This is a genomic window from Rhizobium sp. RCC_161_2 (assembly GCF_041355235.1).
Taxonomy (GTDB): domain Bacteria; phylum Pseudomonadota; class Alphaproteobacteria; order Rhizobiales; family Rhizobiaceae; genus Rhizobium.
Genome location: NZ_JBFUPL010000009.1, coordinates 64351 through 81954 on the forward strand (window position 1 = coordinate 64351; position 17604 = coordinate 81954).

Sequence of the window (17604 nt, forward strand, 5' to 3'; positions counted from 1 at the left end):
CTTAGGCGGCTTTGGCTTCCTCTTCCGTGGGGGCGGAGGTGCGGATGAGATGGTCGAAAGCGGCAAGCGATGCCTTGGCGCCTTCACCCACGGCGATGACGATCTGCTTATAGGGAACGGTGGTGCAATCGCCGGCGGCAAAGACGCCAGGCAGCGACGTCTGGCCGTGATGATCGACGACGATTTCGCCACGCGAAGACAGCGTGATGGTGCCCTTCAGCCATTCCGTATTGGGCAGAAGGCCGATCTGCACGAAAATGCCGTCGAGCGACAGCGTATGCTTCTCGTCCTTGTTGCGATCTTCGTAGACGAGACCGGTGACCTTGCTGCCGTCGCCCAGCACTTCTGTGCTCTTGGCCGACAGGATGATCCGGACGTTGGAAAGGCTGCGCAGCTTGCGCTGCAACACGTCGTCAGCGCGCAGTTTGCTGTCGAATTCGATGAGCGTGACGTGCTTGACGATGCCGGCAAGATCGATCGCCGCCTCGACGCCGGAATTGCCGCCGCCGATCACGGCCACATCCTTGCCCTTGAACAGCGGGCCATCGCAATGCGGGCAATAGGCGACACCCTTGTTGCGATATTGCTCCTCGCCAGGAACGCCCATCTGCCGCCAGCGCGCGCCGGTGGACAGGATCAGCGTGCGGGATTTCAGCGTCGCGCCGCTGGCAAGCTCAACCTCGAACAGATCGCCCTTCGGCGTCAGCTTTTCAGCCCGTTGCAGGTTCATGATCTCGACGGGATAGTCTTTCACATGCGCCTCAAGGGCACTGGCGAAGGCCGGGCCTTCGGTGTGCGGGACCGAAATGAAGTTCTCGATCGCCATAGTGTCGAGCACCTGGCCGCCGAAACGTTCGGCGACGACACCCGTGCGGATGCCCTTGCGCGCGGCATAGATCGCCGAGGCAGCGCCAGCCGGACCGCCGCCGACCACCAGCACATCGAAGGGCTCGAGATCTGCGAGCTTTTCGGCGGCGCGCTTTGCAGCGCTCGTGTCGAGCTTGGCGATGATCTGCTCGACTTCCATCCGGCCCTGGCCGAAAACCTCGCCGTTCAGATAGACCGTGGGAACCGACATGACCTGCCGATCCGCGACTTCCTGTGGGAATACGGCGCCGTCGACGGCGACATGGCTGATCTTCGGATTGAGGATCGACATCAGGTTGAGCGCCTGCACGACGTCAGGGCAATTCTGGCACGACAGCGAGAAATAGGTTTCGAAACGGAATTCGCCATGGAGATCGCGGATCTGGTCGAGAATAGCCTGCTCGACGCGGGGCGGATGTCCGCCGGTCTGCAAGAGGGCAAGGACGAGCGAGGTAAATTCGTGGCCGAGCGGAATGCCGGCGAAACGCAAGTCGATATCATGCCCCGGACTGGTCAGGGCGAATGAAGGGGCTCGTTCGCTGGTGTCACGCTCCTGGGCGAGGGTGATCTTGTCGGAGAGTCCGGTAATGTCTTCGAGAAGCGCCACCATCTCCTTCGACTTGGCGCTGTCATCGACATTGGCGCGGATCTCTATCGGCCGTACGACTTTTTCCAGATAGGCCTTGAGCTGGCTTTTCAGTGCGTCGTCAAGCATCGATATGTCTCCGGTTCGGAAGGAAAATTGGGGCGAGTTGTCCCTCGGAACAAAATCGCCATCAGTCTAAATCGTGAGTAGGAGGCCTTCCCCGTTGTCAGGGAAGGCCATGGCCGAAGCCGAAATCAGATCTTGCCGACGAGATGCAGCGAAGGAGCCAGCGTCTTTTCGCCTTCTTCCCACTTTGCCGGGCAAACTTCGCCTGGATGGGAGCGGACATACTGGGCAGCCTTGATGCGGCGCAGCAGGTCGGCGGCGTTACGGCCGATGCCTTCGGCGGTAATTTCCACGGCCTGGACGACGCCGTCGGGATCGACGACGAAGGTGCCGCGATCGGCAAGGCCTTCGGCTTCACGCATGACGTCGAAATTACGGGTGATCGTGCCCGTGGGGTCACCGATCATCGCATATTGGATCTTGCCGATGGTTTCGGAGCTGTCGTGCCAGGCCTTGTGGGTGAAATGGGTGTCGGTCGATACGGAGAAGACCTCAACGCCCAGGCGCTGCAGCTCGGCATAGTTATCCGCAACGTCGCCCAGTTCGGTCGGGCACACGAAGGTGAAATCGGCCGGATAGAAAAAGAAGACCGCCCATTTGCCGGCGATGTCAGCCTCGGTGACCTCGATGAACTTGCCCTGCTTGAAGGCCTGGGCTTTGAACGGCTTGATGGCGGTATTGAGAACGGACATGGTACCCTTGTGTGTTTGGACAGGAGGAGTTTCGCGTCGCAACATAGTGTGTGCGTTGCAATAAGGAAAATAGATAAATCCGAAAAAATCGATAGATTTTGTCTACGGGGTGGCAGTTTGCGGCAGAATCTTGTGTGCTATCAATGCTCGGATTCCTTTTTGGCCGAAGCCCCAGCTACGATGCGACGACGCTGATCAAGTCTTGAAAGCTGTCCAATGAAGAACAACGTGACCATCGACGCCACGGAAGCGCTGAAGAGAACAGAAGATGTCCTCCTGAGGCGTTTTACGGGTTACGCATTCGCATTCGCCGCCGGATCGATCATGCGTGGCGAAGGGAAAAGCACGTCCGATGTCGATCTTGTGGTCGTCTTCGACAAGCTTGATGTGGCACGGCGCGAGTCTTTCGTGGAGGACCGCGTTCCGTTCGAGGCTTTTGTTCACGACCCGGAAACGCTCAGCTGGTTCTTTGAAAATGACATGGCCTTCGGCTACCCGATCATCATCCATATGGTGGCCTCTGGCCATATATTGGGCCGGGATGTGGAGCAGGCCAAATCCTGTCAGGCGCATGCCCGAAAACTGCTCGACCAAGGGGCTCCACCGCTCTCTGCTGCCAAGCTGGACGCGTTGCGATATCAGATCACGGATCTGCTTGCCGATCTCAGCGACGAGCGAAGCGTGGAGGACATAAGGGCGATCACGGCGCAGCTGTACCAACCGCTTGCCGATCTCATGCTGCTGGGCCGTGGCCGATGGTCGGGCAAGGGGAAATGGATTCCGCGGCTTCTAAAAGCATTCGACAAAGAGTTGTTTGACAGCTTCGATCGAAGCTTTGCGCTTGCCATGGCGGGAGACGTGCAACAACTGATCAAGTTTACCGATACGGAACTTGCGCGAACGGGCGGAGCCTATTTTCACGGGGATCGCCGCGAGGCGTCGCAGACCGCTCGCCGAAATCGCCAATGGTGAATGGCTTTCTTCAGATTGACCCTTGCAAACCGTGCGATGCTGTATTATCTGCACGCCATCACCTGTATAGATAGCCTGCCGGGCCGACCTTTCGAGGCCGAGCCGGTGTCTGCTGTCCAGGGTAACAGCGAGGGCGCTCCCCAGTCATGGGTTGAGCGCCCTTTGCTTTTCATCCGTTCTATTTCCCCTCAAGTGAACAATATCTGCAATCCGATCGCGAGATGGGATCCGCGATATTCAAGGCCGGTCGAAAGACCAGCGGTTGACCATATAGGTGCGTGGCGAAGTTCCGAGCATGCGCCGGAACATGGTGGTGAAGGCAGCGGCGCTTTCATAGCCGGCCTCCAGCGCAACGTTGGTAACCGGCTGGCCTTCCGCAAGTTGCGGCAGACAGGCGAAAACGCTCGCCTGCTGCCGCCAGGTGGTGAAGCTGATGCCGGTCTCCTTGCGGAATTGTCGTGTGAAGGTCCGGCGGCTCATTGCCAGCTTCTCGGCCCAGTCATCCAGACGGGCATTCGGCGTCGGGTTTGCCAGATAGGCGCGGCAGAGTGCCGCCAGCCGCCGGTCGGAAGGGAAGGGCAGGCCAAGAGGTCGTTCCTCCAGCGTAGAAATCTCCTCCAGGAGCAGGGAAAGGACCAGTGCAGCCTTGCGATTTCCCATCGGGGCCTCTCGGAGCCGGATGGCCTCGAGCAGCAGGCTGCGCGCAAGATCCGTCACTTCGACGACGCGAGGTGCTTCGTCCGGCGGTCTAGGATCGCGGGGCATTACATAGACCGATTTCATGCTGACATCGCTCAACATCTCGACGGAATGTTCCAGGCCGGCGGGAATGAGCAGAGCATGGCCTGGAGGCACCATCCAACGGCCACGGGTCGTCAAGATCAGGACGACGCCGGCGAAAACGCAGAGCAATTGCGCGCGACGGTGGTGATGCCATGGCACGGTATAGCCCTGCCGCGGCTCGGAGCTATGCACAAGCACGTCCGCGTTCGATTCCTCCGTCCAGTGCATGTTCTGCTCATGGCTGTTGTCGACGGTTGATAGCAATTGTTGAGAGAGCTTTTCCATCTTTTGGCCCGATCGCGAAAGAATAGGACCAAAACACGAAAGAAGGTCACCCGCAAGCCGTGTACAAGGCTAATCAAACAGCACGGCCGAAAAGAATCTGCCGGCTCAGGAAGGATTCCCAATGGTTGCGGCATTTTCGGACACGCAGTCCCGCTTTCAGAAGACGACAATATCGATCGTAGTGGCGGTGAGCGGTTGCCACCTTCTGAACGACATCATGCAATCGCTGCTGACATCGCTCTATCCGATGTTCCGGGAAAATTATGCGCTCGATTTCGTTCAGATCGGGCTCTTGACCATGATGTTCCAGATCACGGCGTCGCTGCTGCAGCCGGTGGTAGGCATCGTCACCGACAAATGGCCGATGCCCTATTCTCTGCCGGTCGGCATGATCAGCACCTTCCTCGGGCTCATCATGCTCGGTTATGCCGGCAGTTTCGGCATGCTGCTGGTTGCCGCCTGCCTCATCGGTTTCGGCTCGGCGGTGTTTCATCCGGAAGCCTCGCGCGTGGCGCGGCTGGCCTCCGGCGGACGTCATGGCCTGGCGCAGTCGTTCTTCCAGCTCGGCGGCAATGCCGGATCGGCCATCGGACCGCTGATCGCCGCCTTCTTCGTGCTCCAGCATGGCCAGAAGAGCGTGGCCTGGCTTTCGGTTTTGGCGGTCATCGGCTTTATCGTCCTGAGCTGGGTCGGAACCTGGTACGTCAATCATCGCCGCCAGCATGCAGCACGTCCTGCCGCCAGCCGCGCCTTGCCGATCGCACGCAACAAGGCCATCTGGGCGCTGGCGATCCTGATCCTGCTGACGGCGACGAAGAACGTCTATATGGCGAGCATATCCAGCTACTTCACCTTCTATGTCATCGACAAGTTCCATCTCGATGTGCGCGACGCACAGCTGATGCTCTTCCTGTTCCTTGGCTCTGTCGCGACCGGAACGATCCTGGGTGGCACGTTCGGAGACCGTTTCGGAGCACGCTTCGTGATCTGGTTCTCGATCCTCGGCGTCATTCCGTTCGCCCTGATGATGCCCTATGCGAACCTGTTCTGGACCTGCGTGCTGACGGTGGTGATCGGGCTGGTGCTCGCCTCTGCATTTCCGGCGATCGTGGTCTTCGCCCAGGAGCTTATCCCGGGCCGGGTCGGGCTCATCGGCGGCATCTTCTTCGGCTTCGCCTTTGGGGCTGGCGGCCTGGGTGCTGCTCTTCTTGGCGATTTCGCCGATACGCACGGCATCCCCTTCGTCTATATGATCTGCTCGTATCTGCCGCTGCTCGGTCTGTTCACGATCTTCCTGCCGCGCATACCGAGGCATTGAACAAGAGAGGCGGGGCTCGCTGCCCCGCCGAACACCTACATGCGCGGCCAATCTCCCGGCAGGTCGAAGTCGACGCAGCTATTGCCGTCTGACCTTTCCGTGCAGATCGCCAAGTCTAAAATTTTACCTCCATTTTCAGACTGGCCATCGGGCAGGTCTTCGCCATAGTCTATGCCTGCTTCATGCAGGAGGAGGAGACCGTCGAATGAGCACCACCATCAAAACCGCGGCCGAGGAACGCCATTTCGGCGATTCTCTCCATTTATCTTCGCCGCTTATGTTCGCCTGATCCCGACCGGGACGGCCATTCCCACCTTTCTTGCCTTGCAATGCCTCATTTCGACGCCACGGCCGCCGGTGCGGTCCCGGCTGATATCAATCATGTAGGACATGCCATGCCGCTCACCCTTGCCCAGCGCCTAGACCGTCTCAAGGTCCGTACCGCCGAACTCAGCCATTGGCGCGTGCGTACGGCACTCGCTATCGACAACTGGACCTTCGAAGGCGCGGAAATCGCCGTTGGCCAAGCCTGGCCGCATCGCAAGGGGGTGGTGCATTTTGCCTCGCAGGCGACGGTGCCCGCCGACTGGCCGCTGGACGAGACGCGGCTGCAGCTCGATCTTGGCGGCGAGAGCCTGATCACGCTTGCCTTTGCGGGAGGGGAGAGCGAGAATTTCGGCCTCGACCCCTATCATCAGGAGTTTCCGCTGAAAGGCCGCAGTTTCTCGATTGCGACCGACAGCGTTGCCCGCTTTCCGTTCGGCGAACAGAACCGGCAACCGAAGCTGAACCGGGCGCAGCTTGGCTGGATCGACCTACCGGTGCACAGGCTGCACCTCCTGCTGCGGCAGATCGTCGAAGCCATCGAGGCGCTACGGGATCATGAAGTCGTGCCGCATATGCTCGATGCCGCCGAGACTGCGCTGCGCAGCCTGGATTGGCCATCCGCGACGGCTCCCTATATCGCGCGTACGGCGAATGCCGAGCAGCAGCAGAAGATCTGGGAATTGCCGGAGCTTGCGGAAAGTCCGGCAGGACTGTCCGAGGGAGAGCGTGCGACCGTGGTCGCAGCCCATGATGCGCTGCTTGCTCGCCTTAAGGCGTTGCAGGAGCGTTATCCGCAGAACGGCGAATTGTTGCTCACCGGCCACGCCCATATCGATCTTGCCTGGCTGTGGCCCTATGACGAGACGCGTCGCAAGATGCGCCGTACCTTCCACACCGCCTTGTCGCTGATGGAGCGCTCGCCCGACTTCCGCTTCAACCAATCGACGGCGCATTATTACGCGCAGATGGAGGCCGACGATCCCGAACTGTTCGCCCGGATCAAGGAGAAAGTCGCCGACGGTACCTGGGAAGTGATCGGCGGCATGTGGGTCGAGCCGGACACCAACATGCCGACGGGCGAAAGCCTGGTGCGGCAGATCCTCTATGGCCAGCGTTATTTCGAGAAAACCTTCGGCACACGGCATAAGGTCTGCTGGTTGCCGGATTGCTTTGGCTTCTCCGGCGCCCTGCCGCAACTGTTGCGCCAGGGCGGCATCGAGAGCTTCTTCACCATCAAGGTCAATTGGAGCGAGACCAACAAGTTTCCCTATGACCTTTTCTGGTGGGAGGGGCTCGACGGCAGCCGCGTGCTGGCGCATGTCTTCGACAATCCCATGGAAGGCTATAACGGCTTCGTGCGGCCGGATTGCTACCTGCCGACCTGGAAGAACTTCCGCGCCAAGACGTTGCATGACACGTCGCTTCTGGCGGTCGGCTATGGCGATGGCGGCGGCGGCGTGACGCCGGAGATGGTAGAGCGCGAGGCGCAATTGCGTAGTTTCCCGGCCATTCCGAAGGCGCGCTGGGGCAAGGTCGGCGATTTCTTCACCAGCGCCCACCGCACGGCCAGGGAAAAGCAGCTTCCAGCCTGGTCGGGCGAGATCTATCTCGAACTGCATCGCGCGACGCTGACCAGCCAGAGCGGCGTCAAGCGTCTGCATCGCAGGGCCGAGCGCGCCTTGATCACCGCTGAAACCCTGGGCTCGGTCGCCCATATGGCGGGAGCCGAAGCGCCGCGCAGCCTTGAGGCGGATTGGCGCGTGACGCTGAAGAACGAATTCCACGATATCCTGCCGGGATCGAGCATCCGCGAGGTCTATCAGGATGCCGAGCGCGAGCTTTCCGAAGTGATCGATCACGCCAAGGTGGCTCAAAAACAGGCCATGGATGCTGTCGTGACGGTCCTGCCGAAGGGCGGGATCGCGGATGCGCTGGTCGTCGCCAATCCGTCGCTGGATGCCCGGCCTCTGCGTGTTACGCTCGCTGATGGCACGGTTCTGTCCACCGGCGATATCATCGCGCCGCTCTCCGTCCAGGTGCTGGATCGTGTCGCGCTGAAGCCGGCCGGCGGATTACGCGCCGACGCAAGCCGGCTGGAAAATGAGCATGTGGTCGTCGTCATCGGCACCGATGGTGCGGTCCAGAGCTTGGTACACAAGGCCACCGGCCGTGAGGCGCTGGCCGAGCCCGCCAATCAGCTCTGGATGTACCCCGTCGACAAGCCGCGCAATTGGGATGCCTGGGATATCGACGCCGATTATCCGGAAAAGGGCGTCCGTCTCGATCGGCCCGAGAGTATCGAACTTGTCGAGAATGGTGCGCATCGGGCCGCAATCAAGGTCGTCCATCGCTACCGCGATTCGAGCGTCGTGCAGCATTACGTGCTGACCGCCAACGCTAGGCGGCTGGATATCGAGACCCATATCGACTGGCACGACCGCCGCACCTTCTTGCGCGCGCTCAACCCGGTCGCGGTGCGGGCTCGCACGGCGACATTCGAATGCGCTTATGGCGTCGTCAGCCGGCCGACGCACACCAATACAAGCTGGGACGCGGCGATGTTCGAAGCCGTCGCCCATCGCTTCGTGGATTTGAGCGAACCGGATTTCGGCGTTGCGCTGCTGAACGACGCCAAATACGGCCACAGCGCCCGCGGCAATGTGCTTGGCGTCAGCCTCGTGCGCGGGCCGATCTATCCCGATCCGCTGGCGGACGAGGGCGAGCAGCAATTTACCTATGCGCTGCTGCCGCATGCCGGCGCGTGGCATTCCGGCGGCGTGCGTGAGGAAGCCGACGATCTGAACCAGCCGCTGGTCGTGGCGACGGCCGCCAATCTTGCGGGGACGACGCTTGCTCCGGTCGCGATAACGGGCATGCCGGTCGCACTGTCTGCCATCAAGCCGGCTGAAGAGGGGGATGGGCTTGTGCTGCGCGTCTACGAGCCGGCCGGCCGGCGCGGCGGACTGAGCGTCCAGACCGCAAGCGGCTGGCATGTCGCCGAAGCCGTCAATTTGATGGAAGAGCCTGACAAGCGCGATACCGGCCCGGATATCCTGCCCTTTGAGGTCAGAAGCTGGAAGCTGAAGAAAGGATAGCGGTTTTACCGCTCTTCGGGTCTCTGCTGCCGTAGCGTCTTGCTGCGGCAGCAGTATCTGCTCAGTGTCAATACTCGCGATCGTGGACGACACCCATAATTTCGCCTCTCCGGGATACGCTCACCAGGAGCTTGTCGCCGTCGCGCGTTGCCCTGACCAGAAAACGCTCGCCCACGTCATTGACGTCTCTCACTCTATAACCGCGTCTCTCGAGGAGCTGGATGACATCATTCGGTCCGTAGTTGCCACGGGGCTCTCCCCAACGGTTGGACGAGTCGTGATGGCGGTTCCAGGCATGAAGAAAGTTGGCCTCGGTCTGGCTGTCGCTCTGGTCGGAATCGCCATCCGGTGATTGATCGTTATAGATAACGACTTGAGCAACGGCGGGCGTGATGAGACCCATCGTCATGACTGCTGTCATACCCAGCGCGATGAAGGCGATCTTCATTGGCATATCCTTTATCCGTTCCTGACATGTGCAATCTCCTGGGGAGATGCGTGAAGTTGGCCAGGTCGCAACCGCTAACCTTGGTTCTCGTGCGGCACATAGCCCGACGATGATAGCCAAGCGTTTTTTGCGGTGTGTTCTCATTTGTTGCGAAACTTACGGCGGCGGAATTCCCAGCGCTTCGCGGCCACCAGTGGAACTTAATCCTCGGCTCATCTGCGGCTGCTAATGCTCTACGCCACAGTGCAGCGTATATGCCCCGTTCGATTTGGGGTACCGGAACCGCATTGAAATGCAGCCTTCGCAAATGCCGATCAGGGTCTTCTAGGTCATGGGGCGGTGTAATTCATGGCTCATATCGTTATTATCAATCCACGCTTCGAAACCTCCTATTGGGGGCTTGAACATGCGCTGCCGCTGTTCGACGTGAAGGCAAATCTTCCCGTTGCCTGTCTGCCTCTGCTGGCGGCGCTGACGCCTGCCGAGCACACCGTCACGCTGGTGGATGAGAATGTCGAGCCGATCGACTACGATCTCTGTGCTCAAGCAGACATCGTCGCGCTGACGGGCATGATCGTCCAGCGTTTCCGGATGACGGAAATCCTCACCGAGCTCAGAGCGCGTCATTGTTTCATCGTCGTCGGTGGGCCGTGGGTGACGGTGAAGGAGGATTATTTTGACGGGCTAATCGACGTCAAGTTCATCGGTGAAGCGGAGGAGACCTGGCCGCAATTCCTTCTCGAATGGAAGGAGGGACGCTACACTGAGCGTTACGAACAGTCCGGCAAGACGGATATGAGCACGGTGCCGGTTCCGCGCTTCGATCTTCTGAAGATGGATGATTATGCGGTCGGCAGCATCCAGTTCTCGCGGGGCTGTCCGTTCACCTGCGATTTCTGCGATATCATCGTCGTGTTCGGGCGAAAGCCGCGGATCAAGACCAGCGTGCAGATCATCGCTGAAATTGAGGCATTGCTGGCGGTGGGAATGGATACGGCATTCATCGTCGACGACAATCTCATCGGCAACAAGAAGGCGATTAAGGAGGTCCTTCGCGAGGTGATCGCCTGGCAGGAGCGTCACCATTATCCGATGACGTTCCTCACCGAAGCCTCGATCGATCTTGCCGACGATGCCGAGCTGATGCAGCTGATGGTCGATGCCAATATCCGTGTCGTCTTCGTCGGCATCGAGACGCCGAACGAGGAGGCGTTGCGCGAGACCAAGAAGTTGCAGAACTTGAGAAAAGGCGGGACGATGCTGGATAAGATCCACGCGATCCAGCAGACCGGCATGGAAGTCTGGTGCGGCATGATCCTCGGTTTCGATAGCGACGACGCGACGATCTTCGAGGCACAGCGTGTCTTCATCAAGGACGCGCGTATCGTCAACGCCATGATCGGCATGCTGGCCGCGATCCCGAAGACACCGCTTTATACGCGCCTTGAACAGGAGGGACGGCTCGATCATGCCGATCCCCCGGCCTACGGCACCAATGTCATCCCGCTCAATCTCAGTCGTGAGACCCTGCGCGACGGCTATCTCGCCGTGCTCAGCGACCTTCACCAGCCGACCGCCTATTTCGACCGGCTGGACGCGCTTTATCTCGATGCCCGTATCCAGCCGGAGCGGACGCGCCTGCGGCATCTGCGACGCCATCCTCTCCGCCTGGTGGCCCTCAATGTGATGTGGGCCTTGGAGGCTATTGGCATCTTCACAAGATTGATGCGGCGGGTGCCGGAGGCGGATCTGCGCAATATCTATCGGCAGCGCCTCTGGAAACTCCTGCTGCGCCGCCGCTCGCCGGTCGTTCTGCAGATCTACGCGATCAAATGCGCGATGCACTACCATGCGCATCTGATGGTCCAGCAAATGCGCACCGGCGGCGATATCGTCAATTCATTCTGAAGATCGGCTCTGGAGCTGCCCTTATACCAAGGCTCCGAACTGGGCGTTGTGCAGCCGTGCATAGGCGCCGTCGCGGCCCAGAAGTTCGGCATGTGTGCCTTGCTCGACAATGCCGTTCGGTCCCATGACGATGATGCGGTCGGCGTTGCGGATGGTGGCGAGCCGGTGTGCGACCACCAAGGTCGTGCGCCCTGTCGACAGATCAGCCAGCGCCTGTTGGATGGCATATTCGGTGGCGGTGTCGAGCGCCGAAGTCGCCTCGTCGAGGATGAGGATCGGCGGGTTCTTGAGGAAGATGCGGGCGATGGCGAGGCGCTGCTTTTGGCCGCCTGAGAGTTTCACGCCACGTTCGCCAGTCGGCGTGTCCAAACCATCGGGCAACGACAGCACGAATTCATCGAGCGACGCGCGGCGCAGCGCCTCCATGATTTCCTGATCGTTCGCACCGAGCCGTCCATAGGCGATGTTCTCGCGAATGGTCGATCCGAACAGGAACACGTCCTGCTGCACGATGCCGATCTGGCTGCGCAGGGAGGCCTGTGTCATGTCGCGGATGTCGATGCCGTCGATGGTGATGCTGCCACCCGTGACGTCGTAGAAACGCGGCAGCAGCGAGCAGATCGTCGTCTTGCCTGTTCCCGAAGCACCGACGAAGGCCACCGTCTCGCCGGCCGCGATCGTCAGGTTCAGGCCCGCGAAGATCGTGCCGTGCTCCGAATAGCCGAAGCTGACATCCTTGTGGGCGATATTGCCCTTGAGATGCTTGACCTCGGTCGCGTTCGGCCGGTCGGCCAAGTCGGGTTGCGTGTCGATCAGTGACAGGAAGCGCTTAAAGCCGGCAATACCCTTCGGATAGGTCTCGATCACCGAGGTGATCTTGTCGATCGGGCGGAAGAAAACGTTGATCAGAAGCAGGAAGCTAATGAAGCCGCCATAGCTTAGCTCTCCCGATATGACGAACCAGGTCCCGGCCATCATGACGACGAGTTGCACCACGCGCGTGCTGAAATAACTCAGCGCTATGCCCGCCGTCATATAGGCGTAACCATCCAGCTTGGTGGCCTTGTAATCCTCGTTATGACCGGCAAATAGCTGGCTTTCGTATGTCTCATTGGCAAACGCCTTGACCACGCGGATGCCGCCGACGGTTTCCTGCATGCGCGTGTTGAAGTCGCCGACCTTGCCGAACAGGCTGCGCGAATTCTTCGTCATCTTGGCGCCATAGCGGCTGACCAGCCAGGTCATGAAGGGCACGATGGTCGTCGTCAGCAGCGCCAGCTTCCAATGCACGGAGAACATCAGCAGGAAGGCGCCGATGAAGGTCATGATGGCGATGAACATGTCCTCGGGACCATGATGGGCGATTTCGCCCACTTCCTCGAGATCCTTGGTGACGTGGGTAATCAGATGCCCGGTCTTGTTGTTGTCGAAGTAGCGGAAGGAGAGCTTCTGGATGTGCTCGAAGGCCTGGCGGCGCATGTCGGATTCGATCGAAATGCCGAGCGCATGGCCCCAGTAATTGACGATCGCCGACAGGCCGGTCGACAACGCATAGACCATCAGCAGCACCGCGGTGGTCGCGGCGATCAGGCCCCAGTCACGACCCGGCAATAGCTGATCAACAAAGAGCTTGACCGCCAGCGGAAAGCCGAGTTCGAGCAGGCCGGCGACGACAGCGCAGCCGAAATCAAGGAAAAACAGCGTCTTGTAACGCGCATAATAGGAGAAGAAGCGACGAAGCATGAATGCCCTCCATGGGCATGGGAGAAGACAGGATCAGACAAGAATGGACAGAACAGCAGTCCACATCCGGCATCGCTGTTCAGCGTTTATGGGTGCCGAAATTTCTCATCGAACGAGCCTCCTTCATGAGTCGCGTCGATTTTATAGCCGACGCGTCCACCGCTGTCATCCCCTCAGGCAGTCTTCATCGTATCATTCGTCGGCCAAGTGGCTTGGCCGACGGACGGCTTGCGAACGTCACGCGCGTCCGTAGGAGAGCTTCGGATACCAGTCCCTTGCCCGTCCCTCGGGCGTCATGTCGAGGATCGTCCACAGCGGCATGAGGTCCGGGGCGCCGCGCGGGTCCTGGCCGGGATCGGCCGTCACCGGGCCCATCTCCTCGCTCCAGAAATGCCGGATCGTTCCGTCCCGTCGCGTGAACACATTGACGGCGGCGTCATCGCTGCCGTTGGGACCGAGTGCGCGATAGTCGCGGCTGTATTCGCCGGTCGGATCGGAATAGAGCGGCAGGTTGCGCCAGCCGCGCTCGTGCTTGAAATCCATCAGCCTGTCGATCGGCGACCGCGCCACGACGGCGATGGCCATCAGCTGCTCGATGTCGAGGACTTCTCCCTCCAGCGCCGAAAGCATGCATGTACACATCGGGCAGGGCCGCGTCCGCTCCGGGCCGAACATGAAGCTGTAGACCAGCAGGCTATCCTTGTCGTCGAACAGATCGGCAAAGTCGAGGGGGCCGTCGGGGCTGATGAACTGGTAATGCTTCTTGACGATCCCGCCCGGCGGCAGCGCCCGCCGTTGCGCCGCGACGCGCTCGATATGGCGGCGAAGCTCGATCTCTTCGGCCAGCAGAGCGTCACGCGCCTGCCGGTATTCGATGCTCTCGTTCGGAAAACGCACGCCGTTTCTTTGCGCCAGCTCGGCTGCTGGCACATAACCGTCTTCGTTGATCATGATATCCTCCCTGTGTGATCCGTTGCGCTGATGCTGGTCGCACGGCGCCACCGGATTTCGACAACAACATGGAAGGAAAACCCGATTGCCGGTCGAAAGTTCCGGCAGCGGAGGAGGCATATGACTAGGGGAGATTACTGGGCGGCGGAACGAGCCTCGACCGCCTCATCCCATTCGATTTCGGGGTCCTCGACCTCATCCTCGAGCATCGGCGTATCCATCACATAGAGGTAGCCGTCGAGCATGTCGCAGGCGCGCTCGGTGGCGCCAATCTTGGCGTCCGTTTCGCCGATCGCCGTGGCGATAGCCTTGATACGCGCGCGCAGCATATGGCCGACGACATCCTTGCCGGGGCGTTTGCCCAGGCGGTCCAGATGCAGGCGAATGCGGTCGGAATGGCGCTCCAGTTCGCTCTTGCTGAAATTCGCCTTGCGGATTTCTTCCAGAAGGCTCGCGCGCATATGGGCAACCGGATCGAAAGTTCCCGGCTCGCGCTCGTCCAGAACCATGTCGGTAATCAGCTTCTCGATGGCGACCAGCGCCTGCAGATCGACGGCGTCGGTCAGTTCGACATCATAGCCGGTGTCGTCGTAGACCTTGCGGCGCACGGGATCCAGAAGCAGCTCATAGGCCTTCTGCAGCCGCCCGAAGGCCTCGGTATCGCCGCCGGAATCGGGATGTGCCCCTTTCGCCCGCTTGCGATAGGCCGCCTTTATCTGCTCGTCGCTCGCATCGCGCCCGACGCCGAGAATGTCGTATGGATCGGTCACTCCAACTCCTGCTGCCGCTCAGCCCCGACCAAAGTCCTGAAGCCCTTATGCCATCAATGTTACCGGCTGGACACAAGCCTGCCGGTGGGCGATGGATACCCACCGCTCTTCTCCTTCTTTATCATCACCAAGGCAGAGTTTGGACAAAAAGATCAGGGTGTGAGGCGGAAACATGTCCTCTGTGGAAATGATCGCCCATCGCGATCGACGATTCCAGAAAAAGATATAGCCCCGCTTCCGTTGCCAGAAGCGGGGCTATCAATGTCTTGCTTGGGCTCAAGCGGCCGAGAACGGTACGGCTACAAACGTTTTGTCGCCGCCGCGTTCGATCAGCAGTAGGACGGACTTGCGGCCAGCCTTGCCGGCCTCTGCGACCGCACTCTGGACATCGTGAGCACTATGGACCGGCTGGTCGTTGACCGAGACGATGACATCGCCGGCCTGGATGCCGGCGGCAGCGGCCGACTTGTCCGGGTTGACGCTGGCGACGACGGCGCCCTGGACGCTGTGGGGCAGGTTCAGCTGTTCCCGTAGATCAGGGGTCAGGTTGGCGAGACCGACGCCGATGCTCGGCTGGTTGGAAGGCTGGACCTTGCCATCGCCGCTGTCGTTGGCGGCCTGCTTGCCGTCGTCATTGCCGCCGATGGTGACGTTGACGTCCATGCTCTTGCCATCGCGCCAGACGGTCAGCGAGCGCTTGTCACCCGGAGAAAGATCGGCGACGAGGCGCGACAGATCCTTGGGCGTCTTCACGGTCTCATCATTGACCGCCGTGACGATGTCGCCGGTCTTGATGCCGGCACGGGCGGCCGGAGTGTCGTCGTTGACACCGGCGACCAGGGCGCCTCCTGCTTGCGACAGGCCAACCGCATTGGCGATATCGGAGGTGACCGGCTGAATGGCGACGCCGAGATAGCCGTGATCGATGGAGCCGTTCTTTTCCAGCTTGGCGACGATCGCCTTGGCTTGATCAGACGGGATGGCGAAGCCAACGCCGACGCTGCCGCCGTTCGGCGAATAGATGGCGGTGTTGATGCCGACGACATTGCCTTCGCGGTCGACCAGCGGGCCGCCGGAATTGCCGTGGTTGATCGGCGCGTCGATCTGGATGAAGTCGTCATAGGGACCGCTATGCAGGTCACGGCCGCGAGCCGAGACGATGCCGGCGGTGACCGTCGTGCCGATGCCAAAGGGGTTGCCGATCGCCAGGATCTGGTCGCCGAGCTTCAGCCTGTCGGAATCGCCCCAGGCGACGGTGGCGAGCGGCTTGGGTGCGTGGATCTTCAGAACGGCGAGGTCGGATTTTGCGTCGGCGCCGAGGAGCTTGGCCGGCAGTTCGGTGCCGTCATCCAGCGTCACCTTGATATCGGTGGCGTTTTCAATGACGTGATTGTTGGTGACGATGATGCCATCAGGGCTGATGATGAAGCCGGAGCCGAGCGCCATGGCACTCTGGCTTTGATGACGTTGAGGCGCCTGTTGCTGCGGGAAGGGAATGCCCTGGTTCTCGAAGAACTGGCGGAACTGCTCGTCCATCGGCGAATTGCTGGTATCCGCGCTGGTGTCGGTCGCCTTCATTGTCGTGGTGACGGTGACGACAGCCGGTTTGTCGGCGTCGACGATCGGCGCGAAGGAGCCGCCGGGTGCGATGATGCCGCTAGGCTCGGCGGCCGAGGCGACAGTAGAGGCGTTGAAGGCGAAGGGCAGCGCGCCGGCGCCGACGATGATGGCCGCGCCGACAATGGCTGTGGTACGATGTTTGCGAAGAAGAGATGACATGGCAGAAGTCCCTTACGAGATCGTTGGCGATATGGCGTCTTGGGTCCATGTCAGGGACCAGGCGTCGAATGGGTGGACGCCAACTCCTTCCGGGAGCCTCTGCTTCCAGATTTTACTGAGGAACGCAAAGTATAAAAAAGAATTGGCGCTGATGATTAATATGATCCGCCAATTGTGTTTTACAAATTAAATATTGATCATGTTTTTATTGCAAAAATTTAAGAATATTACCGAAATTTAATACGGTTTCGCCGGAATTTTTCCATCTTTCTGCTCAAGGGGTTTCCGTCTGCGGCCAGCGGGCCAACGCTTCCACACCAAGCGCGGTTAAACTATAAATCCCGCGATCGACGCGTTCGAACCAGCCATAGACGTTATCCTGCAGAATTTGGGCGGCTTTCGGGGCGCTGGCGCGAATATCCTTCGGGCGTTGCAGGCCACCCTGAATGGCGGCGGCACAGGCGAGGGCCTGCTGGCGATAGGCGGTCATGATCGGCGAGCGGGTGCTGCCGCCCAAGGCGGGATCGCCCTTGCGCCGCCGGTGTTCCTCGACAAGACGCGAACGCTTGCGGAGATTCTTGCGCGGCATCAGTGCCGCCGGGCTGACAATGATGTCGACCAGACCGCTATCGGAGACCGCCAGCATGCCGAAGCCGAGCCGGCGGCAGAGATCGCGAAAGCGGCGATCGCTCTCCCGTCCCTTGCCCTTTGCCGAGACGCGGGCAACGATCCAGACCTCGTCGCTGGCCGAAGCCCTGTCGACGGCCTGCAGCACGAGTTCGAGATTGAAACTCAGCTTCAACTCGCAGATGACGACAACAGGCGGCTCGCCATCGCTGAGCCCGACGAGATCGCAATTGCCGATCTCGCCCTTCACCATATAGCCGGCCTTCTCAAGGAAATTCTTGATCGGGAGGTAAAGCGCCGTTTCCAAATCTTGCTCTCTGGCTTGAG

Annotated in this window: 13 protein-coding genes; 4 read left to right on the plus strand and 9 right to left on the minus strand. The window is 60.3% G+C overall.

Going from position 1 to position 17604, the window contains the following annotated elements:
* Nucleotide 1 precedes the first annotated feature (1 nt).
* The gene (gene ahpF / locus AB6803_RS22145) at nt 2–1582 is read right to left on the minus strand and encodes an alkyl hydroperoxide reductase subunit F (RefSeq protein WP_371110914.1); all 1581 of its coding nucleotides are present in this window, start codon (nt 1580–1582) and stop codon (nt 2–4) included.
* Nucleotides 1583–1707: 125 nt separating this feature from the next.
* Nucleotides 1708–2271, minus strand: a complete 564-nt coding sequence (ahpC, locus tag AB6803_RS22150) for an alkyl hydroperoxide reductase subunit C (RefSeq protein ID WP_153368271.1) — start codon at nt 2269–2271, stop codon at nt 1708–1710.
* Nucleotides 2272–2487: 216 nt separating this feature from the next.
* Here ahpC and AB6803_RS22155 point away from each other — a divergent pair, with 216 nt between their 5' ends.
* On the plus strand, nt 2488–3243 hold the full coding sequence (locus AB6803_RS22155) for a nucleotidyltransferase domain-containing protein (RefSeq protein ID WP_371110915.1): 756 nt from the start codon (nt 2488–2490) through the stop codon (nt 3241–3243).
* 237 nt (nt 3244–3480) lie between these two features.
* Here the strand turns inward: AB6803_RS22155 and AB6803_RS22160 are convergent, their stop codons facing one another.
* On the minus strand, nt 3481–4311 hold the full coding sequence (locus AB6803_RS22160) for a helix-turn-helix domain-containing protein (protein WP_371110916.1): 831 nt from the start codon (nt 4309–4311) through the stop codon (nt 3481–3483).
* Between the two features lie 121 nt (nt 4312–4432).
* Here AB6803_RS22160 and AB6803_RS22165 point away from each other — a divergent pair, with 121 nt between their 5' ends.
* Nucleotides 4433–5629: an MFS transporter gene (locus AB6803_RS22165; RefSeq protein WP_371110917.1), complete on the plus strand. Its 1197-nt coding sequence runs from the start codon at nt 4433–4435 to the stop codon at nt 5627–5629.
* Between the two features lie 395 nt (nt 5630–6024).
* Nucleotides 6025–9051 (plus strand): alpha-mannosidase, encoded by a 3027-nt coding sequence (locus tag AB6803_RS22170; protein WP_371110918.1) that lies wholly within the window; start codon nt 6025–6027, stop codon nt 9049–9051.
* A 67-nt stretch (nt 9052–9118) separates the two neighbouring features.
* Here the strand turns inward: AB6803_RS22170 and AB6803_RS22175 are convergent, their stop codons facing one another.
* Nucleotides 9119–9499, minus strand: coding sequence for a hypothetical protein (locus tag AB6803_RS22175; RefSeq protein WP_007697551.1), 381 nt, complete (start codon nt 9497–9499; stop codon nt 9119–9121).
* Nucleotides 9500–9847: 348 nt separating this feature from the next.
* On the opposite strand from AB6803_RS22175, the gene AB6803_RS22180 reads away from it, so the two are divergent.
* Complete coding sequence (locus AB6803_RS22180; RefSeq protein ID WP_371110919.1) at nt 9848–11407, plus strand: DUF4070 domain-containing protein; 1560 nt, start codon at nt 9848–9850, stop codon at nt 11405–11407.
* 21 nt (nt 11408–11428) lie between these two features.
* Here AB6803_RS22180 and AB6803_RS22185 read toward each other — a convergent pair whose 3' ends face one another.
* From AB6803_RS22185 to AB6803_RS22205, 5 genes are all read right to left on the minus strand, one after another.
* On the minus strand, nt 11429–13150 hold the full coding sequence (locus AB6803_RS22185) for an ABC transporter ATP-binding protein (RefSeq protein WP_371110920.1): 1722 nt from the start codon (nt 13148–13150) through the stop codon (nt 11429–11431).
* 237 nt (nt 13151–13387) lie between these two features.
* Nucleotides 13388–14101: a DUF899 family protein gene (locus AB6803_RS22190; RefSeq protein ID WP_371110921.1), complete on the minus strand. Its 714-nt coding sequence runs from the start codon at nt 14099–14101 to the stop codon at nt 13388–13390.
* A gap of 134 nt (nt 14102–14235) precedes the next feature.
* Nucleotides 14236–14871: a J domain-containing protein gene (locus tag AB6803_RS22195; RefSeq protein ID WP_371110922.1), complete on the minus strand. Its 636-nt coding sequence runs from the start codon at nt 14869–14871 to the stop codon at nt 14236–14238.
* A gap of 276 nt (nt 14872–15147) precedes the next feature.
* The gene (locus tag AB6803_RS22200; protein ID WP_371110923.1) at nt 15148–16650 is read right to left on the minus strand and encodes a DegQ family serine endoprotease; all 1503 of its coding nucleotides are present in this window, start codon (nt 16648–16650) and stop codon (nt 15148–15150) included.
* A gap of 274 nt (nt 16651–16924) precedes the next feature.
* Entirely contained in the window at nt 16925–17584 is a 660-nt protein-coding gene (locus AB6803_RS22205; protein WP_371110924.1) for a DUF2161 domain-containing phosphodiesterase, read from the minus strand.
* Between the last annotated feature and the right edge of the window lie 20 nt (nt 17585–17604).